Annotated in this window: 16 protein-coding genes and 1 pseudogene; 11 read left to right on the top strand and 6 right to left on the bottom strand. The window is 68.6% G+C overall.

The window, feature by feature from the left end; translation table 11 throughout:
- Nucleotides 1-31: 31 nt before the first annotated feature.
- A complete protein-coding gene (locus B5X82_RS22835) occupies nt 32-1,246 on the top strand; it encodes a serine hydrolase (RefSeq protein ID WP_079650630.1) in 1,215 nt (404 codons plus the stop codon).
- Between the two features lie 9 nt (nt 1,247-1,255).
- Here the strand turns inward: B5X82_RS22835 and B5X82_RS22830 are convergent, their stop codons facing one another.
- On the bottom strand, nt 1,256-1,522 hold the full coding sequence (locus tag B5X82_RS22830; RefSeq protein ID WP_079650628.1) for a hypothetical protein: 267 nt from the start codon (nt 1,520-1,522) through the stop codon (nt 1,256-1,258).
- A gap of 195 nt (nt 1,523-1,717) precedes the next feature.
- On the opposite strand from B5X82_RS22830, the gene B5X82_RS22825 reads away from it, so the two are divergent.
- From B5X82_RS22825 to B5X82_RS22800, 6 genes and pseudogenes are all read left to right on the top strand, one after another.
- The gene (locus B5X82_RS22825) at nt 1,718-3,241 is read left to right on the top strand and encodes a tetratricopeptide repeat protein (RefSeq protein WP_079650626.1); all 1,524 of its coding nucleotides are present in this window, start codon (nt 1,718-1,720) and stop codon (nt 3,239-3,241) included.
- On the top strand, nt 3,238-4,350 hold the full coding sequence (locus B5X82_RS22820) for a DegT/DnrJ/EryC1/StrS family aminotransferase (RefSeq protein ID WP_079650624.1): 1,113 nt from the start codon (nt 3,238-3,240) through the stop codon (nt 4,348-4,350). The genes B5X82_RS22825 and B5X82_RS22820 overlap by 4 nt, the downstream gene beginning before the upstream one ends.
- 10 nt (nt 4,351-4,360) lie before the next feature.
- A complete protein-coding gene (locus B5X82_RS22815) occupies nt 4,361-4,954 on the top strand; it encodes an acyltransferase (protein ID WP_079650622.1) in 594 nt (197 codons plus the stop codon).
- A gap of 310 nt (nt 4,955-5,264) precedes the next feature.
- A complete protein-coding gene (locus B5X82_RS22810; RefSeq protein WP_235862772.1) occupies nt 5,265-6,839 on the top strand; it encodes a toll/interleukin-1 receptor domain-containing protein in 1,575 nt (524 codons plus the stop codon).
- A 12-nt stretch (nt 6,840-6,851) separates the two neighbouring features.
- Nucleotides 6,852-7,352, top strand: a complete 501-nt coding sequence (locus B5X82_RS22805; RefSeq protein WP_079650618.1) for a nucleotide synthetase — start codon at nt 6,852-6,854, stop codon at nt 7,350-7,352.
- A 30-nt stretch (nt 7,353-7,382) separates the two neighbouring features.
- Nucleotides 7,383-8,870, top strand: a pseudogene (locus B5X82_RS22800) (tetratricopeptide repeat-containing protein); the annotation flags it as partial.
- 140 nt (nt 8,871-9,010) lie between these two features.
- Here the strand turns inward: B5X82_RS22800 and B5X82_RS22795 are convergent.
- The 4 genes from B5X82_RS22795 to B5X82_RS22780 form a co-directional block, all read right to left on the bottom strand.
- On the bottom strand, nt 9,011-9,664 hold the full coding sequence (locus B5X82_RS22795; protein ID WP_079650614.1) for a Crp/Fnr family transcriptional regulator: 654 nt from the start codon (nt 9,662-9,664) through the stop codon (nt 9,011-9,013).
- 155 nt (nt 9,665-9,819) lie between these two features.
- On the bottom strand, nt 9,820-11,640 hold the full coding sequence (locus B5X82_RS22790; protein ID WP_079650612.1) for a caspase family protein: 1,821 nt from the start codon (nt 11,638-11,640) through the stop codon (nt 9,820-9,822).
- Nucleotides 11,641-11,689: 49 nt separating this feature from the next.
- Complete coding sequence (locus B5X82_RS22785) at nt 11,690-14,833, bottom strand: hypothetical protein (RefSeq protein ID WP_079650610.1); 3,144 nt, start codon at nt 14,831-14,833, stop codon at nt 11,690-11,692.
- A 27-nt stretch (nt 14,834-14,860) separates the two neighbouring features.
- Complete coding sequence (locus tag B5X82_RS22780; protein ID WP_079650654.1) at nt 14,861-17,347, bottom strand: hypothetical protein; 2,487 nt, start codon at nt 17,345-17,347, stop codon at nt 14,861-14,863.
- A 315-nt stretch (nt 17,348-17,662) separates the two neighbouring features.
- On the opposite strand from B5X82_RS22780, the gene B5X82_RS22775 reads away from it, so the two are divergent.
- Nucleotides 17,663-17,908 carry a hypothetical protein gene (locus B5X82_RS22775; protein WP_079650608.1) on the top strand — a complete coding sequence of 82 codons (246 nt, stop codon included), beginning with the start codon at nt 17,663-17,665 and terminating at the stop codon, nt 17,906-17,908.
- 10 nt (nt 17,909-17,918) lie between these two features.
- Here B5X82_RS22775 and B5X82_RS22770 read toward each other — a convergent pair whose 3' ends face one another.
- Complete coding sequence (locus B5X82_RS22770) at nt 17,919-18,371, bottom strand: Lrp/AsnC family transcriptional regulator (RefSeq protein WP_079650606.1); 453 nt, start codon at nt 18,369-18,371, stop codon at nt 17,919-17,921.
- Nucleotides 18,372-18,502: 131 nt separating this feature from the next.
- Here B5X82_RS22770 and alr point away from each other — a divergent pair, with 131 nt between their 5' ends.
- The 3 genes from alr to B5X82_RS22755 are packed head-to-tail and all read left to right on the top strand — an operon-like array spanning nt 18,503 to nt 21,262.
- Nucleotides 18,503-19,639, top strand: coding sequence for an alanine racemase (alr, locus tag B5X82_RS22765; protein WP_079650604.1), 1,137 nt, complete (start codon nt 18,503-18,505; stop codon nt 19,637-19,639).
- Complete coding sequence (locus B5X82_RS22760; RefSeq protein ID WP_079650602.1) at nt 19,636-20,892, top strand: D-amino acid dehydrogenase; 1,257 nt, start codon at nt 19,636-19,638, stop codon at nt 20,890-20,892. The genes alr and B5X82_RS22760 overlap by 4 nt, the downstream gene beginning before the upstream one ends.
- A 22-nt stretch (nt 20,893-20,914) precedes the next feature.
- Entirely contained in the window at nt 20,915-21,262 is a 348-nt protein-coding gene (locus B5X82_RS22755; protein WP_079650600.1) for a RidA family protein, read from the top strand.
- Nucleotides 21,263-21,304: the final 42 nt, after the last annotated feature.

Below are 21,304 nucleotides of genomic sequence, written 5' to 3'. Positions count from 1 at the left end.
CAAACGACGACGAAAGGAGAGAGGCGATCCGGTGACGGTGCGTCGAAGCAAGGTCCATATCCGTCCGATCCCGCTGGCGCTGCTCGCCGCCGCCCTGCTCACGACCGGCTGTCAGCGCTCCGAAGCACTCGGCCCCGAGGCGCAGGCGCCCGCACCCGCTCGAATAGACGCCCTCGCCGCACCAACACCCGCTTTCCCTCACGAACCGGTGGTGGTGACGCTCGCCCCGCCGGTGCCCAGTGCCGCGCTAGTCCTCGACGCCGCGATCGATCGGCTCGGCCACCGCTTCCCGGGCGATGTCGGCATCGCCGTCCGCGACGTCCAGACCGGGTGGACCTCGCACCATCGTGGGCTGGACTATTTCCCACAGCAGAGCGTCTCCAAATTATGGGTGTCGCTGACGGCGCTCGACCAGGTCGATAGCGGCCGGCTCGATCTGTCGCGGGCGCTGACGGTGACGGCCAGGGACCTCACCCTGTTCCACCAGCCGATCCGCGCGCTGGCGCTGCGACCCGGCGGCTTCCACACGACCGGCGACGACCTGATGGTCCGGGCGCTGACCCAGAGCGACAACAGCGCCAACGACCGGCTGCTGCACCAGGTCGGCGGCCCCGACGCCGTGCGCGCGACGCTGCGCGGCAAGGCGATCGCGGGTATCCGCTTCGGCCCGGGCGAGCCTCGCCTCCAGGCGACCATCGCCGGCCTCGACTGGCAGCCCGACTGGGCTGGCGGGACCGGCTTCTACACGGCGCGCGATGCGCTGCCCGCCGAGACCCGCCGCGCCGCGTTCGACGAATATCTCGCCAATCCGGTCGACGGGGCGACGCCGATCGCGATGGTCGACACGCTCGCCCGGCTGCGGCGCGGCGACCTGCTGTCGCCGGCATCGACCGCGAAGATGACCGCGATCATGGAGGAAACACGCACCGGCGCGCTGCGCCTCAAGGCGGGACTGAAACCGGGCTGGCGGCTGGCGCACAAGACCGGCACGGGCCAGGTCTATCAGGGCGAGCAGGCCGGCTATAACGATGTCGGCATCCTCACCTCGCCCGAGGGCCGCAGCTATGCGGTGGCGGTGATGATCGGGCGGACAAACCGCCCGCTGGCCGAGCGCATGAAGCTCATGCGGTCGGTCGTCGCCGCGACGATTGCCTATGACGCGGCGCTCGCCGCCCAGCGTGCCGCGGCGCCGCCCGTCAAAACGGACGCTTCAGGCCCCGGCGCGGCGCCCGAGATGCTACGCTGAAGTCGGCTTTCAGCGCTCCTTCGGCGGCACCGGCCGTCCGATAGGCGCCGATCCGCCGCCGCCCTGCGGATCGGAATCGAAATCCTCATCGCCCCCGCCACCGCCGGCCGAGGCGCCGCTGCCGACGACCACACCGCTGCCTTCCTGCGGCGCACGGCGGCCGCGATTGGCCTCGGCCGACAGGCCCGTCCGGTTGATCGGCGGGCCGGCCTCCGGCGCGCGCGAGGCATCCTCGCCATTATAGCTCCTGTCGGGTGCATCCTTGCCGGCGGGCATTACCATTCTCCCATGCTGCGACGATCGTCGCCCGGCAAAGGTCGGTGATCGCCATTGGTTCCAACGCGGGTGAGGAACGCAACGGTGCGACGGTACGATCGCGCGCCGCGAGGCCGGACGGCCCTCTTATCCCTAACCGATTATTAGCCATTCCCATTTACCAGTTCCGCGTTGGACAGCGGGGAAGGTAAGGGCATGGCCGACGAGACCGGTGCGAACGGCGCTATCCCGGGCGGAGCCGTGCTCCCGCCGATGGGGTTCGGCTGGCTCGACGAGGAGCTGCCCGCCGGGCCATGGTCGAGCGCGCTGCGCGGCTCGCTGTGCGATGCGATGAAGACCCTCGGCTGGGCGGCGGTCCATGCGGGCGAGTTCGCCCCGCTCGAGCACCTCTACCGCGATTTCGCCACGATCTTCCCCCGGCTGCTGGTCGACCGCGACGATATCGACCGCGCCGCCGATCTCTACACGTTGCTCCACATCATGCTCTGGCGTCGCACCCAGCTCCTGTCCGAACTGACCGTGTTCAACGCCGACGTGGTACGGCCCTTCGCCGATTATCTCGGGCGGCATTTCCCTCCGCTGGCGCCGCACGCATCCGACCGGCGGGTGCCCCGCATCGCCTATCTGTCGGAGACGAGCGACCTGTTCGGCGCGAACGCGGTCGCGCGCATCACCGTCTCGCTGATGCTCGGTCAGCACGAGCTGCGCGCCGAGGCCGACCGGCCGATCCTCTACTGCATCAACAGCCCAGCCACCGAGCTGTGGGCGTTCGCCGAGGCGTTCGGCCTGCAGATCCGAGACATGGCGCGCGAAACCCCGTCGCGGACGATGGAGGCGATCATCGCCCAGCTCGCGGCGGACGAGATCGACGTGCTGATCGCCGACAGCAACTGCGCGGTCGCGACGATGGTGCTGCAACGGCGACCCGTGCCGGTCCAGGCGTTCCACGAGAATGGTTTCGCGACCTGGGCGATCCCCGAGCTCGATCTCGCCCTGATGGGCATCACCCGGCCGTCGCCCGCGCTGTTCGCGCCGGGGGTCGAGATGGTGCGGACCCCGCGCAACACCGCCTTCGTCTTCCAGAGGATCGAGCGGCCGGAGGCGAGCATCGCGGCGGTGCGCGGCGTGCTCTGCGCGGAATCGGGGGTGACGACGCCCAGCGTGGTCTACGGCGTCTACGGCCGCATGGCGAAGATCACCGCCGATTACATGGCGCAGGTCGAGGCGATATTGCTGCGCGATCCGCGGGCGATCTTCTTCGCCGGCGGCACCGGCCGCATCTCCCCGATCATGGACCGCAAGCGGGCCTCGCCGGCAGGTAGGCGCATGGTGATCTACAATGAATTCATCGACGGCCATGTCATCGGCGAGTGCATCGACATATTCCTCGACAGCTTCCCCTTTCCGGGCGGCATGTCGTGCATCGAGGTGCAGGCGCGCGGCGTGCCAGTGGTCTGGATGGCGCCGCCGCCGGACGGCGAGCAGATGATCATCGGCGACCAGCGCGATCCGAAGCTGAAGGCGCGCGACGCCGATCATTATGTCGAGCTCGCCTTGCAGGCGGCGGACCCGGCGGCCTGGACCGCGTTCGGCGAGACCGCGATCGGCATCGCCCGGCGCTTCGGCGACATGCGCGAGCAGGCCGAACTGGTCGAGGCGCATATCGCCGCCGCCTGGGCACGGGCGCGAGCGCGGCGGAACCGGAGGATGGCGGCATGACCCGGCTTCCCATCGCACGGCCGCGCATGCCAGCCGCGAAGGTGCTGCTCCCCTATCTCCAACGGATCGACGCCCAGCGCTGCTACACCAATTTCGGACCGCTGGTGGCGGAGCTGGAGGCGCGGCTGGCGGATCGCCTCGGCCTCGATCCCACCTGCGTCGCCACCGTCTCCAACGCCACCGCCGGGCTGTCGCTGGCGCTGCGGTCGGTCGCTGGGGAGCGGCGCGGCGTCTGCCTGATCCCGTCCTGGACCTTCGTCGCGACCGCGCACGCGGTCGCGGCGGCGGGCTTGGCGCCTTTCCTCGTCGATGTCGACGAGGCGAGCTGGGCGCTGACCCCGGCGATCGCGCTCGACGCGGTGGCGCGGATCGACGGGCCGGTCGCCGCGATCATGCCGGTGGCACCGTTCGGCGCGCCGCTCGACATCGCCGGCTGGGACCGTTTCACTGTGCTGACCGGGATTCCAGTGGTGATCGACGCCGCCGCCGGCCATGACGGGCTGCGCGCCGGCGACACGCCCTGCGTGGTCAGCCTCCACGCCACCAAGATCCTCGGCGCGGGCGAAGGCGGCTATGTCGCCTGTCGGCGCCCCGAACTGGCGATCGAGATCAGGAAGCGCAGCAATTTCGGCTTCTATGGCGCGCGCGACGCCGAGGTCGCCGCCTGCAACGCCAAGATGAGCGAATATCATGCCGCGGTCGCCCTCGCGTCGATGGACGCCTATGCCGCCGACATCGGCGGCTTTCGGGCGGTGGCGACCGGCTATCGCGATCGCCTCGCCGGGAGGACGGATATCGGATGGCAGCCGGGCTACGGCACCGAATGGTGCGGCAGCACCTGTGTCGCGCGGTTCGCCGGGGAGGACCGCGACCGGATCGCCGCGCGGCTGGACGCGGCGGGGATCGACAGCCGCGCCTGGTGGGGCGGCGGGGTCCATCACCAGACCGCCTTCGCCGAGCTTCCCCGCCTGCCGCTGCCCGTAACCGAGCGGCTGGCGCGCGAGACGATCGGCCTGCCCTGTTTCGTCGACATGGCCGAGGAGGAGGTCGCCCGCGTCTGCGACACCCTGAACAGCATGGCGCGTGTTCCGCTCCGCAGGGCGGCGTAGCGGACGCACCATGGCCGGGAGTACCCATCGCAACGCCGCATTCCTGTCGCCCGACGAGCTGGCGGAGCTCGATTTCGCCCATCTGGGCAAGGACGTCCTGATTCATTCGACCTGCGTGCTGGTCAACTGCCAGCGCATTTCGATCGGCGACGGCGTGCGGATCGATCCCTTCTGCGTGCTGTCGCCGGGCAGCAGCCTGGAGATCGGCGACCATGTCCACATCGCCGCGCAGTGCGTGCTGATGGGGTCCGCCGCGATCACGCTGGGCGATTTCGCAGGGCTGTCGCACGGCGTGAAGATACTCTCCGCTTCCGACGATTTCGTCGGCGGATCGCTGATCGGTCCGACCGTCCCCGACGCCTTCCGCACGGTCGACGCACGGCCGGTGCGACTGGCGCGTCACGCCGTGGTCGGCGCGGGCGGGCTGGTGCTGCCGGGATCGACGCTGGAGGAAGGCGCGACGGTCGGCTCGCTCTCGCTGGTCAAGGGCACCCTCGCGGCCTGGACCGTCAACGCCGGCACCCCCGCCCGCAAGGTCCGTGACCGCGATCGCGACGGCGTGCTCGACGCCGAGCGGCGATTTCTCGCGTCCCGCGCCTCCTGAGTGTCTGACCGGAAAGTGTCTTACCGCTCATCCTGAGGTGGGACTGAGCCTTGGCCAAGGCCCGTATCGAAGGATATTCGAACCTCGAACGCCCCTTCGAGACAGCATTTCGACGACGCTCAATGCTTCCTCAGGGTGAGCGGAAGAAGGAGCGTCAAAATGAAACGCACGATGCCCTGATGGCCGCACCCCGCATTCGAGGCTTGACCGCCCGCGTCCGCGCGACCGATCATGCCGGTACCCGAACGGGCGGCGTTCGGGGCGGATAGGGACCGGTCTTCATGGCGATGCCGATGCGCGACGGACGATCGTGACGACCGGCGGGACGCCCGGCGAACGCCGCTATCGCGCGTTCATCAGCTATAGCCACAGCGACGAGGCGACGGCGCGGCGGCTGCACCGCTGGCTCGAATCCTATCGCATCCCCCGGCGGCTCGTCGGACAGGGCACGGCGCTGGGCGACGTGCCCCGGCGGCTGGTGCCGATCTTTCGCGATCGGCTCGAATTCCCGGCGGCCTCCAGCCTCAACGCGGCGATCGAGGAGGCGCTCGCCATGTCCGACGCGCTGCTGGTGCTCTGCTCGCCGGCATCGCGCGCTTCGCTGTGGGTCAATGCCGAGATCAGGCTGTTCCGGCGGCTGCATCCCGATCGCCCGATCATCGCCGCGCTGCTGTCGGGCGAACCGGCCGAAGCCTTTCCGGAGGCGCTGCTGGAACCCGACGCGGCGGGCGTCGCCGACGAGCCGGTCGCCGCCGATTTCCGCCGGAGCCATGACGGCGCGAAGCTCGCGCGCCTCAAGATCGTCGCCGGCCTGACCGGCCTCGCGCTCGACGAACTGATCCAGCGTGAAGCACAAAGGCAGCTTCGACGTGTGATCGCCGTCACGGTCGCCTCGCTGGCTTTCGCCCTAATCATGGCGATGCTGCTTATCTTCGCGATCCTCGCGCGAAGGGAGGCCGAACATCAGCGCCGGCAAGCGGAAGGCCTGATCGAATTTATGCTCACCGACCTCAGGACCAGATTGCAGGGGGTAGGCAGGCTGGAGATCCTCCAATCGGTGAATGCGCGCGCCCTCGCTTATTATGGCGAGCAATCGGACCTGGACCGGCTGCCCACCGAATCGCTCGAACGGCGGGCACGGGTGCTGCACGCGATGGGCGAGGACGACCATAAGCGCGGCGACTATGCCGCCGCCCTCGCAACCTTCCGCGAGGCGCACCGCGTGACGGCGACGCTGCTCGCGGCGAAGCCCGACGATCCGCTGCGCATCTTCGCCCACGCCCAGAGCGAGTTCTGGCTGGGCTATGTCGACTTCGTCCGCTCCCGCTACGCCCGGGCGCTGCCGCGCTTCGTCGCCTATCGCGACCTTGCCCGCCGGCTGGTCGCGATCAGCCCGGACGACCTGAAATATCGCCGCGAGCTCGGTTATGCGGAGGGCAATCTCTGCACGATCGCGGTCGCGCGCAAAGGCCCGCCCGCTGATCTCGATGCCTGCGCCGCCGCGCTGGCGACGATGGAGCATATCGCGCGGGCATCGCCCGGCGACCCCGGCATCCAGAGCGACCTCGCCAACCGCCACGCCTGGATGGCCGACGCGCTGCGCCTGGCGGGCCATGACAAGGAGGCGATGGCTCATCGCGACAAGCAGCGGGCGATCATCGACCGGCTCCTTGCCGCCGATCCCAAGAATGCCAGCTATCGCCAGGACTGGATATTATCCCGCTACTCGACCTCGGAACTGCTCCGCGCGCTCGGCAAGCCGGCCGAAGCGGACGCGATGATCGCAGAGTCCCGGCGGGTGATCGACGGGCTGATCGCCTCCGATCCCGAGAATGAGGACTGGCGCGTCTGGCGCGAGAAGCTCAACCAACCCGATCCCGAATAGGAGATATCCGTCATGCGCACCTGCCGCCCCACCTATATCCAGCAACCGCTAGGCCGGCTGGCGCCGCACGGTATCAAGCCGGCCAAGATCATCCGCTTCCACGTCCTGATGGGCGTCGAGGACGGACGCATCGCGCTGCGCTATCATCAGGAAAAGACCGACGGGAGCGACCCGACCGAGCTGGAATATATCGCGATCGAGGAGGATGCGACCGTCGAGATCCACCTCCATGGCGACCAGATCTTCTTCTCGAAGGAGCTCGACGCGATCACGACCAAGGAGGAGCTGGGCGGCTTCTACGGCGGCCTCGAATATGACGGCTATGACGAGAAGCTCGACCACTATCGCGTCGCCCGTTTCGTGGCGAAGCACAACAAGGGCGGCAAGTACGATACCACCCACCCCTTCAACATCAACGTCGACTTCCTGCAGCGACATTGCGACGGCAAGCCGAAATGGATCGTCCTGACGATCGATCCCGACATCAAGAACCCGCCTCCGATGCGCACCTGACCGACAAGCGACGAACGGCTATCGACCGGAGATGACGACGTGACTCTCTCGAGCCTCGCACTGATCAGACAGACGGCCCGCGCCGGAGACACGCTTCGCGCATGGCACATGTTCGAAGCGGCCGGCCTGCTCGATTCGACGCAGGACGATGCGCTGAGCCTGCGGGGCCGCCTGCTCAAGGACCGCGCGCTCAAGAGCGCCGGCGCAGAACGCTCCGCGCTGTTCGACCAGGCGGAGGCGGCATATCTCGCCGCCGCCGGCGACCGGCGCGCGACCTATCCGCTGATCAACGCCGCGACGATCGCCTTCCTCAACGGCAAGCCGGACCGGGCCCGCGAGCTGGCGGAGCGGACGATCGCGCTGCTCGACAGCGGCGACCATGAGCCGGAGACGAGCTATTGGCTGGGCGCGACGCGAGCCGAGGCCGAGCTGCTGCTAGGACGAGTCTCCGCCGGCAAGGCCGCGCTCGAACAAGCGGTCGCAGGCACGCCGGCTGCGTGGGAGGATCATGCGGCGACGCTTCGGCAACTCCGTTTCGTACTCGATCGCATGGGCGAGCCGACCGACATCCTCGATCATCTCCGTCCCCCCGCCGGCCTGCATTTCAGCGGCCTGATCGGCCTGCCCGCCGAGGACGAGGAAATCCGGGCGGCGATCGGCGCGGCTCTCGACCAGATCCAGCCCGGCTTCGTGTTCGGCGCGCTCGCAGCCGGAGCCGACATCGTCATCGCTGAGCTGGCGGTGGCGCGCGGCGCGCAGCTCCACGTCGTGCTCCCTACCCCGATCGAGCTGTTCCGGGAGGAATCGGTCGCAGCGTTCGGCGCGCATTGGGTGGAGCGCTTCGACCGTCTGATCGAGACAGCCGAGGCGATCGAGACGCTGCCCGACACCGGCCCGCTGTCCGAAGCGGCGATCGTGCTGGGTGAGGAAATATCGATGGGCCTCGCCTTGCGCCGCGCGCGATCCCTGGCGAGCGAAGCGGTGGCGCTGCGCGTGCGGCGGTCGACCGATCCGGCCTCGGTCTCCGAACGGGTATGGCGCGATCGTGGCCTTGCCCATCACGACATCGTCGTCCCCCGCTCCGAGGCGCGACGCGACCACCCGCTCGCCGAACGAAGCCGGTGCGCCATCCTCGCGCTTGCCGCCCCCTTTCCCGCCGGCCTGCCGCTGCCGCCGGGCTGTACCCCGCGCACCGTGGCCGGGCAGATGATCCTCTGCGTCGATACGCTTGCCGCGGCGGTGGAACTGGCGCTGGACATATTGCGCGCCAGCCCCGGCAACCGGATCGGCCTGGACTATCGCGTCGCCGGCCCTGGCGCCGACATCCCCGCGGATGCGGCCGAGCTGGCGATGCTGCTCGCCCGCGCCGCGCCGCCGTCGAGCGTCTTCGCCGCCTGTCCCGGCGCGCTCGCGATCGAGCTGCACGCGCCCGATCGCATCTTCGAATCGGCGGGCGAGATCGTCACGCCGCTCGGCGACATTCCGGTCAGCATGTTCCCCTTGGCGGCGGCTGGCTGAGGGGTTTCGGAGCCCTGCCAGCCATCTCCCTCACGGTCATTCCCGCGCAGGCGGGAATCCATATTCTCTGAAGTTCGAACCTCTTGCGGTTCGGAGGTTATGGATTCCCGCCTTCGCGGGAATGACGAAAAGTGGGCTCGTCAGTAGATCAGTTCCTGCAGCATGCGCGGAGCGAGGATGGTCAGTTCCTCGTCGGTGCGGCGCACGATGCCGCGCCGGATCAGCGCGGCGAGCGCCCGCGACGCCGTCTCGCGCGTGGTATTGGCGCTCAGGGCGAGCGTCGTGACGATCGGCGGCGGGGCGATGCGGTTGGCGTCGCCGGCGAGCTGCGCCAGCTGGGCATAGACGCGGCCGGCGGCGCTGTAGGTGGTTCGCGCCACCATCCGGTCGAGCGCCATGTCGAGCTGCCGGGCGAGCAATATCGCCATCGCCGATCCTATCTGGGCATGTTCCGCGGCGAGCGCGGCGAGCGTCCGCGCCTCGGCGCGGAGCAGGTGGGAGGCGGTGAGCGCCAATATCTCGGCGCGGTGGATCGTCGGCTCGGGATAGGCGCCGAACAGCTCGCCGGGGCCGTGCTGCGCCAGTTGCTGGCGCTGCCCGTCCACCCCGAAGGTGTGGACGCGGACCGAGCCGTCGATGATGAACCAGCAATGCGCCGACCGGTCCCCCTGGGCGGCGATCACCTGCTTGGCGGGTACATGCTGATAGGTCAGCGCGGCGTCGAGCCGCTGCGCCGTCTGTTCATCGCATCGGAGGATCGCCTGAACAGCGACAATTCGCTCATCGACTTCCAACGGCAACGTCCCCTGCATCGATGGCCATCGGCGCTGTCCCCCGCATAACCCAATTTCGCGGCGGCGATAATGTGGATTAGACCTCTTTCACCGCGGATGGCCATCAAAATGGCGCTGCCCGGCGCGTCTTGGCGGTCGCGCCGGGCAGTCCGCCGTCAGGCCATGGCAGGCGCGAGCGCCCTCGGCCTGCCTTTCGTGCGGCTGCGGGTCGCGCTGACCGAGATCATCGGCGCCTGGTTGCCGTCGCCGTCCTCGGTGGAGACCGTGTAATTGTCCCAACCGGTCTCGCTGGTCGTCGTTCCCACGCGATAATAGATCGTCCCCGCGGGGGCGAGCCGGCTCCACACCGCGTCGGGCATGTCCCATTGGTCGCCGGTCAGCAGGTCGCTGTCCTGCCAGGTCGCGTAGAAATTGTCGTCGGTGCGGCCGCTGTCGTCAGCGAACAGCGCCCCGTCGGTCGCCACCTCGACGACGGCATAGGGCGCACCGGCGCGGTCGATGGTGAAACTGGGCGCGGGATCGTCCGCCGCCATGCTGTCGGGACCGCTGATCGACGGCAGGCCGCTCGCCGCACCGTCGTCGACCGGCTGTTCCTCCTCGCCCGACACGGCGTCGCCGCTCAGCGAGATCGACGGCGCCAGGTCATATTGCTGGTCGGACGTCGAGACCATGTAGTTGCCCCAGCCGGTCGACGCCTCGGTCGAGCCGATCCGGTAATAGAGCGTGTCGGCGTGCTTCAGCCGGTCCCACACCGCCTGCGGCAGGCTGTATTCGGTGCCGCTATGATGGGCGGAGTCGCTCCACGAGCCGTAGAAATTGTCGTCGGTCCGCTCGCCGTCGCCGACATTTCCGGTGTCGAACAGCCGCGCCTCGCTGGTGATCTCGAAGATGAAATAGGGATTGGGACCGCCATTGACGCGGAAGGTCGGCGGCGCGTCCGAACGGTCCATCGTCTCGGGGCCCGTCACCCACAGCGACGAGGCGACCGGCTCGTTGGTGGCATCGGTCGTCAGCGTGAAGGGGCGCTGCGCCTCGAAGGTCGGATTGGACGCCCCGGTGGTGAAGTAATTGGGCGACTGGGTCGACGGCATCTGATCGAGGATCGCCTTGTGGAAGGCGCGATAGTCGCCGGTGAAGCCGCCGTCGTTCCAGACCTTGAGCAGCGTCTCGGTGAACAGGCCGTTGCCGTCTCCATCCGCCGACAGCTGGTTGTCCTGGCAACCGGAGATCAGGATCACAGACGCCTGGATGTCGCCGTCGATGTCGCGGCCGATCAGCCGCTGGAGGGTGCCGTAGAGACCGCCATTCTTCTCGATGCTGCGGCGCCGGGCCGATGGATCGAGCCAGCGGAACGTCACCTCTCCCGGTGCGGCGGGCGGGATGCGCTGGGCGTCGGCGGCAACCGCCGCGATCGGAGCGGGCCGGACGGTGCCGACCGCCGGCGGTGGGGTCCCGCCGCTGCGCATGGCCAACGCGCGCGTCGTCACCTTGGGCGGCTTGATCGACGCCGGGCTGAACATATCCCGCAGCTGCGGCGAGGCGGCGAGCTTGCGCTCCTTGATCAGCTTCGCGACGGTACCGCTGTGGCAGCTGTCGGACAGCATCAGGATCCGCACCCCGGCCTCGAACTGCGACCAGAGCTGGTTGAGCTCGTCGTCGATCAACATCCGGTCATAGAGGCACCAGGTCTCGTCGAGGCCGTCGGCTTCATCGCCATCGGCATCGTCCACCTGGCTGCCATGGCCGGAATAGGTCAGGAACAGCATGTCGCCCGACCGCAGCGTGTTGGCCGCGTCGGAGATCGCCTCGATCACCGCATCGGCGGTCGCCTCCTCGTCGACCAGCCGCCGGGTCTGGAAACCCTGGCCCGCGGCGAGGCTCTGCATCGAATCGGCGTCGTTGATGCAACCGGCGAGCACGGTCTGCTCTCCGTAAGACGATACATCGAGGTTATTGAGCCCGATGTGGATAGACATTCCCATAGCCATCATCATTCTCCTCAGAAATGCCGGACCATTCCGGCGGTCACGCAATGAGTTCCCACGAAAGGCTGATGACGTTGCCGTCGTCGGCCAGGTGCCATTCGAGCCAGGCGGTCGTCGCGACGGTGCCGTCGGCGAAGCTCTTGGTGACGGCGAACTCGACGACCGGCTTCGCCAGGTAGCGGGTGAGCGGCAGCACGAAGTCGAGCGAGGAGACCGGCTGCGTCTCCTCCAGCGCAAGCCGCTGGCTGCCTTCGACGTCGCGGATGCGGACCTCGGCGGAGAGCGCCGCGAGCCCGTGATTGGCGTAGTTGACCAGATTGACGAAGGCGACGTTGGTGTGGACGTCCTCGACGAAGCTGCGGATCTCGGTCAGCGTCGCCGCGCCGTCGTCTGCCGGCGCGCACAGCACGGTCAGCGCCCCGGCGGGCGGATCGGCGGCGACCTCGATCGACGCACCGGGTTCGATGCGGCGGTCGACGGCGATCGTCACCGGCTCGCCATCAAGCGGCTCGACGACGATCTCACCGACGTCGATGGGTCGCTCGATCGGGTTGGCGAGCCGGATGGTCCCTCCCCCCCGCTCGACGAGCACGGGGCCGCCAGGCACCGGCCCGACGATCCGGCTGAGGTCGATGCCGAGGTCGCAGGCGATCACAGTTCCGTCGGGCAAGGTGAAGTCGACCGCGCCCGCCAGCCCGCTCGTCTCGAGCATCGAGACGAGCAGCGGAGTCGTGTCGAGCGGGCATTCGGCGGTGACCTGGATGCAGGCGCCGAGCTTGACCGCCGTGACGGTGAGGCCGGACAAGGCCGGTACCGTCCAGCGGAAACCGATCTGCGCCTCGACATCGTCGAGCGACAGGAGCAGCGGCGTCGCGGCCAGCCCGGCCAGTCCGCGCCGGATCGCCAGATAACGGGCCGGATCGATGTCTGGAACCAGCGAGGCGAGCAACGCGCAACGATTGTTCGCCGGATCGTCGGCATCGACGCTCGAATAGAGGAAGATTGCGGGCCGATAGGCGCGTTCGGCCGGGGCCTGCAGGTCGAACCGGCCGATCGACCAGCGCGCCGGCACGACCAGGAAGCGGCCGGGTTGCTGCAGCGAGCGCCAGACGCTGGCGGTCGCGTCGCTGAGATCGTCGAGGCGCTCGAACTGGCGATACACGGTCTGGCCGAGGCGGAAGGCGTCCTGGCAGCCGATCGCGACGATCTCGCCATCCCGATCCTCGCGGTAGAAGGCGCCGAAATCCCTGCAGGGGAGGACTGCGGGCAGCGCCTGCGCCCGCGCGATGCTCCGAATGCCATAGCGGCGCCTGCGCAGCAGCTCGGCGATCGTCGCGGCCTGGAGCAGGTTGGGTTTGACCGCCAGCGTCGCCACCGCGGCGGGACGCGGACGCGCGACCATCGCCGCCCTCGATCGCCCGGCGGGCTCCCGGCTGAACTTCACCGAGGCCGCGCCGTCGGACCAGCTCAGCATGTCGGTGTCGAGATATCCGGCGCCGAGCGACCGCGCACGCCGGCCGGTACCAAGCGCGACCAGCGCCGCCTTGCGATCGAACAGGAGCTGCAGATTGCCCTCGTCGATCGGCACATAGCCGCGGAAGCTGTAGGCGACCGACAATTCGGGCGCCCGGCTCTGGAAATCGGGATAGGCGAGGCTGCCATATGCAAGCCGCACCCAGTCGTCGATCAGCGCGACCTCGGCGTGGACCGCATCCCCCTCCTCGTGCAGCTCGGCGGGAAAGGCCTGGGTACGCGTGGCGCCTGCCTCATCACGGAAAGGGACAAGGAGCTGCACCGAGAGGTTGCCCGTCGGGACCGGCGCGGCGGCGGGCTGGCCCGCCGCGTTCCACGCGGCCAGAGTCTCGGCGCTCATCCCCCGGTCGAGCCGGAAATGCAGGGTGCCGCTCAGGCCCGCCGTGCCGTCGGTGCGATGCCCCTCGGCATGGAACAGCATCCCGAACGCCGCGCCGTCCGGATCGTCGGTCGCGGCCGGGGCCGCCAGGGTGAAAGCCGGCGCGTACCAGAAGCGGTTCGGATCGACCTTGTCGCGCCACAGCGGCGCGGTCTTGGTATCGACCTCCGGCAGCGCCTCCTCGGTGGCGGCGGCCTGCACCGGCATGATCTGGAGATCGGCGATCGCGGCGAAAGACGGCTTGAGCGGCGTCGCCGGCTGGACGTTCGCGGTCGCGATCAGCGCATGGGCGTCGACACGGGCGGTGACGGGCTGGGCGGCGGCCTGGAGCTGGACCATGTTGGTCCGGTCGAACCGGGCGAGCTTGATCATCGGCGACGCGTCGCGCGACCGGGGCTGCGCGACGAGGCGCGGCACCGGCCCGAAGCCGCCATTCCCGTCGGGCGCGACGATCCGGACATAGCGGTCGAGATCGTCCGCCCGGGCGATCGGCGCCAGCAGCGTCTCGAGCGGCCGCGCATAGCTGCGCCGTTCGGTCGTGGCGCCGCCGGGCCGGTCGATCCGGCCGGACAGCGTCATTGGATTGGGCGTGACCGGCAGCACCCGCCAGCGCCGCCCGGCCTCCGTGGTGACGGGGCGCAGGATCGGCCGCGCCATCGCCAGGAAGCCGTCGACCAGCGTCTCGCGATCAGGCGTTCCGGCGGGTGATACCGACAGGCGGCCGGCGTCGAGCATCGCCGCCGCGATCCCGCCGATCATGGCGCGATCGAGCAGCCCGGCCGGATCGAGTGCCGCCGCCACATCGGCGAGCCGCGCCCGGACGATCAGCGGCTCGGACACCGCCCCGCGCCGTTCGACGTCGCATGCGAGAGCCATGCCGCTCGCCTCGCCGCGCAGCGCCGCGAGCAGCCGAAGCGCCGCGTCCCGCTGCACGGTCAACGAGAAGGCCGCCGTCGGCCGCTCGCCCATCGCGTCGACCTGTTGCAGGGCGGTGTCGCCGTCGCGCAGGACGAAGCGGGCGGAGCGGGCGAAGGCCGGCCCATCGACCTGCCCGGTGAAGCCGAGCATCGCGTGCGAGACATAGGGCTCGATCGACCCGCCGCTGGCTGGCGGGCGGCGATCGAGCACGATCGTGATCGCCGCCTTCGCCCGGCCCTCCGGGTCGAGGGCCAGAACCAGCCCCCGATCCGGGTCGGGCGGGGGAGGTGCGGGGGACGCCAGTTCCGGCTGGCCGGGGCCCGGAGCCCCCCGCTTCTCGTTCGGACCGGACATGATCCCGTCCTCTCGCTCGGCCGGCCGTCAGGCCGCGCCGTTCAGGTGGAGCGCCCGCGCCTGGGCGGCGGCTTCGCTCTCGCTCGGCACCGGGCTGAACATCTCCTCGGAGGCCTTGCGCCGCCGCTTCGATGCCGTGCGCTCGCGCGCTTCCCGCGCCGCCAGCTCGCGCTCGCGGTCCTGTCCGGCGACCTTGCCCGGAGGCATCGCCCCCTTGCCGCGCGCGGCCTTCGCAGGCCCCAGATCATAGCCGGCGACCGTGCGAGGCTTGGCCGTCACGCTGCGCGACGGAGGCGCCGAGGGGGGCGCCGGCGGGTGGGCGCCATTGCCCGATGCGGGCGGACGGCTCCCCTGCCCCGATGCCGGCGGCGCGAGGACGGCTGGCGCGACAGGCTTGGTCTTCGATCCCACCATCGGGATCTTGAGTTCGCGGGTGACGACGCCCGCATCCTGCGGGGTCGGCACGGTCAGCATGATCGGACCGTTGCCGCTCGCCTCCTGCCAGGGGCCAATCCATTCCTGCCCCTTGGTGAAGATGCTGCCCTTGACGAGCACCCGCACCTGATATTTGAACTTGGGCAGGTAATCGGGATCACCGGTATAGACCATCCAGTAGCGCGGCTCGGCCTGGTCGCCGAAGCGCCACGAGAAGGTGACGGGGACGCGATCCTTGCCGTCCTCGGTCTTGCCCTCGGCCTGGAAGGTCACCTCGACGATCTGCTTGTCGTTCTCCAGGTCGACGCCCAGGAAGATCGGCCCGCAATTGATCCCGCCGACATTGTCGACGCGGATCTCGTTGTTGACGAGGTTGAGCGGCACGCCGGCGTCGCCCGGATCGAGATCCACGACATTCTTCTCGATCGACACGCGGACATACGGATTCTCGGTCTCGTTCGGCGGCTCGCCGAAGTGGACCTGGCGCTTGATGAAGGTCTTGTCGGGTTCCCAGCCGGCGGGCGGATTCTCGACCTCGTCCTTGCGCTTCATCGTCATCTTGACGCGCCAGTTCTCGTCAGGCTTGTCGCTCGCCTGGAACATGTGGCCGGTCCACTGGAGATTGCCCTCGGTATCGGGATAGCCGACCTGCGCGGACAGGAAGGCGACCGGCTGGCCGACCCACTTCTTGGCGGGATCGGGCCAGTTGACGACCGGCTTGAAGACGCGCGTGACCGAGCGGTTCCAGTCGTCGAGGAAGATCTTCTGGAAATATTTCTTCTCGGCGTCGGGATTGGCCTTGATCTCGTCGTACAGCCCTTCGAGCTGGCCGCTGATCGGGTTGGGCTGCAGATAGGCCATCTGCCGCTTCTCGTGGAACTCGAGCTTCAGATCGACGCGGTCGCGCCGCAGCTTGACCGCGCCGCCGCCGCCCAGGCCGAGGAAGCCGCCACTCGCTTCGGCTGCCTTCTCGTCATAGGGCGCCGGCTCGAAGATGACCTTGTTCGCCTGGTCGAGGAATTTCTGGAAGACGAGATCCGAGCGCTTCTCCATCATCTCCTGAATCTTCTCGGCATTGGGCAGGGTCGAGTCGACGAGGATCTCGCTCTCGATCGTGCCGTTCTGGCGCATCGAGTTGAACTCGGCCTTGATGTCCGCCGACCAGAACCAGCCGCCGGCATGCGCCGCCGCCGAGAAATGATCCTGGATGCGGCTCCAGTCGCCGCGGATACGAATCTCGCAGATCGGGCTCCAGACCTTGAGCTGGAGGATCTGCCAGACGGTGATCGCCGACTGGCCGCCGTGGAAGGTGCTGTACACCATCGCCGCCGGATAGCTGCCGAGCAGGCCGGAAAAGGCGTTCTCGGCAAAGGGCGTGACCGAACCGGGGCCGCTGCCTGCCAGATTGGCGTACCAGGCGTCGAGGTTCGACGCGCGCATCGCGCGGTCGAGGGTCATGGTGCGCGGCAGCTCGGTGAGCAGCGGCGGACGGGTCAGCCCGCGCAGCTCGGGCGCGGCGATCAGCGAACGGCTCGGCGGACCGCCCGGCCCTGCCGGAGCGGGGCCCGCCGGTGCCGGGCTCGGCGCGGCACCACCGCCTGAGGCGACCGACGGCATCGAGCCGTCGGCGTTCGGCGACAGGCTGGTGATCGACATGGTGTTCGACACGATCGGCGCGGGACGGATCATCGGCGTCGCGGGCGAGCGCCAGCCCCAATAATAATCGTCGCTGCCGCGGAAGCGGTCGACCAGCTCGTCGCCGGCCTGCTTCAGCACCTCGGGCGGCGGCGAGCTGGTGGTCGAGAAGCCGCACAGCGCGCCGGCCACTTCCTGCGTCCCTTCGACGCCGACATTGCTGTCCTCGCTCTGGACGCCGACGAACTGGAGGAACGAGAATTTATAGTCGCCATTGTCCTTCCGCGCGAGGCGGACGCTGTTCGGCAGCCAGTGATAGACCGGCGGCTTGCCCTCGCGCTGGAGCGCGTCGTTGTTGGCGTCGGGAAGGAACAGCAGGGGATAGCCGTCCTTGGTGACGGTCTGGAAACCCGCGGCGAAAATCGGTCCGATTGCTTCAGTCACGATAACCTCCTTCGTCAGAAACAATGGCCCCCCATTGCAGTCCTTCGAAGAATATCGTTCGAAACAGCCGCTACCGCGGACGACGAAGGCCCGCCTGTCGAGCAAGGCGCCCGACAATTGAAATGATGAACGGCCCTGTGACGATCTTCTCAGCCTGTCAGATAATCGGCGAGTCCGGCGATTACGCGTGACGGCGATCACTCCATAGGAAGTTCGCGAAACATTTTGGGCAAGCGCCTTCCAGCCGCGTGATGCGGCTCACGCGCATTCCGGCGGTCTCAGGCCTACACCGGTACCGAACTAAGGAGATCAGGAATGCGTCACCACCGTGGTTGTCATTGCGAGCAATGCTGGCCGCCGTCGACATCGGACCTGGCCCTGATCGGCATCCTGCTGCTGGTCGGGCTGGGCCTGATCCTGATGTCGGGATCGAAGCTGCTCATCCTGTCGACGCTCGCCGTTCTCGCAGTAGCGACGACACTGAAATTCCTGCGCGTGCGGCAGCGGACCCGTCAGCCCAAGCCGGGCGAGGGCATGGGGCGCGGCGTCAAGTCGCTTTGATCCGGATCGCTCAGCGGCGCGACGGGCGCGGGCGCAGCGCGTCGCGCATAGCGAAGCTCGAATTGATCCGGGCGACACCGGGAAGGCGCGACAGGAGGCCGTGTATCTCCTCATAGCCCGCCGCCCCCTCGGTCTCGACGCGGAGCCAATAGTCGGCGCCGCCCGTCATCAGGAAGCATTCGCGGATACCCGGCACCTCGCGGACGGCATGTTCGAAGCGGGAGAGATAATCTTCGGTCTGGCGATCGAGCGTGACCTGGATCAGGAAATTGGCGAGCCCGTCCCCGCCCTCGGCGGCCCCGACCAACACGGTATAGCCGCGGATCGCACCACTCTGTTCGAGCAACTTGATCCGCCGATGGCAAGCCGACGGCGACAGCCCGACCGCCTCGGCGATCTGCGCGTTGGGCCGGCGCGCGTCCTGCTTCAGCAGGCGAATTATCTCACGATCGATGCCGTCCATCAGATTCCCCGATCTTCGACACTATTCGAAGATATATTCAAATTTAAATCAAAAAACGAACAATCAATCAATATCGGAGAAATATTCCGACGATCATGCGGCTACACTTCCTCTCGACACAGGGAGAGGCCATGACCGCCAACGATGCAGCCGCCGGTGCGATCCTTCGGATCGACCTCGACGCGATCATCGACAATTACCGCCTGATCCAGCGGCGAGCAGCGCCCGCCGAGGTCGCCGCCGTGGTCAAGGCCGATGCCTATGGCCTGGGCGCGGCGCGGGTCGCAGCGGCGTTGCGCGATGTCGGCTGCCGGCGGTTCTTCGTCGCCCATCTGGTCGAGGCGGCTCGGTTGCGCGAAGCGATCGGCGACGGCATCGAGATCGGCGTCCTCAACGGCCTCCAGCCCGGCGCCGAGGCGGCCTGCGCCGAATTGGGCGCGGTGCCGGTGCTCAACGCGCTCGACCAGATCGATCGCTGGGCCGCGCTGGCGCGCACGTCCGGCACTCGCCTGCCGTGCATGATCCAGTTCGATACCGGCATGTCGCGGCTCGGTCTCTCGCCCGACGAGGTCCGGGCGCTGATCGACCAGCCCGAGCGGCTGGACGAGCTCGACATCCGCTTGGCGATGAGCCACCTCGCCTGCGCCGACGAGCCGGAACGAGCCTCCAACGAGGATCAGGCCAGGGCGTTCGATGCCTTCTGCGCGCGGTTTCCCGGCATTCCCCGGTCGCTCGACAATAGCGGCGGCGCGCTGCTGCCGCGCGCCCATCATTATGACGTCGTCCGGGCGGGCATCGCGATCTACGGCGGCGCGCCGCAGACCGGTCCGAACCCGATGCGCGCGGTCGTCACGCTCGACGCCCGCGTCATCCAGCTCCGCACGGTCGAGCCGGGAACGGCGGTCGGCTATGGCCTGACGCATCGGTTCGACCGGCCGGCGCGCCTCGCCACGTTGTCGGTCGGCTATGCCGACGGCTGGCCGCGTTCGCTCGGCAACCGCGGCGCCGCCTATGTCGGAGGCCATCGCGCGCCGATCGTCGGCCGGATCTCGATGGACAGCCTGACGATCGATGTGTCCGACGTACCGGAGAATCTCCTCTTCCCCGGCAGCCTGGTCGAGCTGCTCGGCCCGCACCAGTCGATCGACGACGTCGCGCGCGACGCCGGCACCATTTCCTACGAGATACTTACCCAGCTCGGCCATCGCTATGCGCGGAGCTACCTCCCTTCCCTCTCCCTCCATCAGCAGAAGGCGGCACAGCCATGAAGGTCGTGATCCTCGGCGCCGGGGTGATCGGCGTCACCTCGGCATGGTATCTGGCCCGCGCGGGGCACGAGGTCATCGTCGTCGACCGGCAGGACGGCCCGGCGCTCGAAACCAGCTTCGCCAATGCGGGTGAGATATCGCCCGGCTATGCGTCGCCATGGGCCGCGCCGGGGATTCCGGCCAAGGCGCTGCGCTGGCTGTTCATGCGGCACGCGCCGCTGATCGTGCGTCCGGGCTTCGATCCGGCGATGGTTCGCTGGCTCGTCGCGATGCTCGGCAACTGCACCGCCAGCGCCTATCGCGTGAACAAGGGCCGCATGGTCAGGCTCGCCGAGTTCAGCCGCGACCGGCTGATCGAGCTGCGCCAGGAGACCGGCATCCGCTATGACGAGCGCAGCCAGGGGACGCTCCAGCTGTTCCGGCGGGAGAAGGACCTCGCCGGCGTCGCCAAGGACATCGAGGTGCTGAAGGCCGACGGCGTTCCCTTCGAGCTGCTCGACGCGGCGGGCTGCATCGCGGCGGAGCCGGGCCTCGCCAACAGCGCCTCGCCGATCGCGGGCGGGCTGCGGCTGCCGAACGACGAGACCGGCGATTGCTTCAAGTTCACCAATGCGCTCGCCGAACTGGCCAGGGCCGAGGGCGTCCGCTTCGTCCTCGGGCGGCGGATCGACGCGATCGTGGCGTCGGGAAACCGGATCGCCCATATCCGCACCGATCAGGGCGACATCGGCGGCGACGCCTACCTGGTCGCGCTGGGGAGCCATTCGCCGCTGCTGCTGGCGCCGCTCGGAATCCGGCTGCCGGTCTATCCGGTCAAGGGCTATTCGATCACCGTGCCGATCGTCGATCCGGCCCGGGCGCCGGTGTCGACCCTGCTCGACGAGAGCTTCAAGGTCGCGATCACCCGGCTGGGAGACCGTATCCGGGTGGGCGGCATGGCCGAGATCTCGGGCTATTCGAACGACCTGCCGCCTGCGCGGCGCGCCACGCTCGACCATTGCGTGGGATCGCTCTTTCCCGATGCCGGCGACTTGTCGCAGGCGAGCTTCTGGACGGGTCTGCGGCCGATGACGCCGGACGGCACCCCGGTCATCGGTGCGACCGGCTATCGCAACCTCTTCCTCAACACAGGCCATGGCACATTGGGCTGGACGATGGCATGCGGCTCCGGCCACGTCATCGCCGACATCATCGGCGGCAAGCGGCCGGCGATCGAGACCGCCGATCTCGCGATCGACCGCTACCGATCATAGGATCAATGAAGGAGAAACGAGAATGACCATCGAACGCATCGACCAGGGCCCGCGGATGAGCCAGGCGGTGATCCACGGCGACACCGTCTACCTCGCCGGCCAGGTCGGCGCGCCCGGCGCGAGCGTGACCGAGCAGACCAAGGCGGTGCTGGCCTCGGTCGAGAGCCTGCTCGAACGCACCGGGAGCAGCAAGAATCACCTGCTGTCGGCGACGATCTGGCTGGCCGACATGGCCGACTTCGCCGAGATGAACGCCGTCTGGGACGCCTGGATCGCCGGCTTCCCGGCCCCTGCCCGCGCAACCGGCGAGGCCAAGCTCGCGACGCCCGAGCACAAGGTCGAGATCATCATCATCGCCGCCAAGGCCTGAACCGATCGAAGCCTTGCGGGAATATCAGCCGACCGTCCGCTC

The sequence above is a fragment of the Rhizorhabdus histidinilytica genome (genome assembly GCF_900167915.1).
Classification (GTDB): Bacteria; Pseudomonadota; Alphaproteobacteria; order Sphingomonadales; family Sphingomonadaceae; genus Rhizorhabdus; species Rhizorhabdus histidinilytica.
This window is presented reverse-complemented; position numbering and strand designations above follow the sequence as displayed.

Bases quoted from the DNA above. Each gene is read 5' to 3' on its own strand.
- B5X82_RS22830 (WP_079650628.1), bottom strand. From the start codon at position 1,522: ATGCCCGCCGGCAAGGATGCACCCGACAGGAGCTATAATGGCGAGGAT.
- B5X82_RS22825 (WP_079650626.1), top strand. From the start codon at position 1,718: ATGGCCGACGAGACCGGTGCGAACGGCGCTATCCCGGGCGGAGCCGTG.
- B5X82_RS22820 (WP_079650624.1), top strand. From the start codon at position 3,238: ATGACCCGGCTTCCCATCGCACGGCCGCGCATGCCAGCCGCGAAGGTG.
- B5X82_RS22815 (WP_079650622.1), top strand. From the start codon at position 4,361: ATGGCCGGGAGTACCCATCGCAACGCCGCATTCCTGTCGCCCGACGAG.
- B5X82_RS22805 (WP_079650618.1), top strand. From the start codon at position 6,852: ATGCGCACCTGCCGCCCCACCTATATCCAGCAACCGCTAGGCCGGCTG.
- B5X82_RS22790 (WP_079650612.1), bottom strand. From the start codon at position 11,640: ATGTCTATCCACATCGGGCTCAATAACCTCGATGTATCGTCTTACGGA.
- B5X82_RS22785 (WP_079650610.1), bottom strand. From the start codon at position 14,833: ATGTCCGGTCCGAACGAGAAGCGGGGGGCTCCGGGCCCCGGCCAGCCG.
- B5X82_RS22775 (WP_079650608.1), top strand. From the start codon at position 17,663: ATGCGTCACCACCGTGGTTGTCATTGCGAGCAATGCTGGCCGCCGTCG.
- B5X82_RS22770 (WP_079650606.1), bottom strand. From the start codon at position 18,371: ATGGACGGCATCGATCGTGAGATAATTCGCCTGCTGAAGCAGGACGCG.
- alr (WP_079650604.1), top strand. From the start codon at position 18,503: ATGACCGCCAACGATGCAGCCGCCGGTGCGATCCTTCGGATCGACCTC.
- B5X82_RS22760 (WP_079650602.1), top strand. From the start codon at position 19,636: ATGAAGGTCGTGATCCTCGGCGCCGGGGTGATCGGCGTCACCTCGGCA.
- B5X82_RS22755 (WP_079650600.1), top strand. From the start codon at position 20,915: ATGACCATCGAACGCATCGACCAGGGCCCGCGGATGAGCCAGGCGGTG.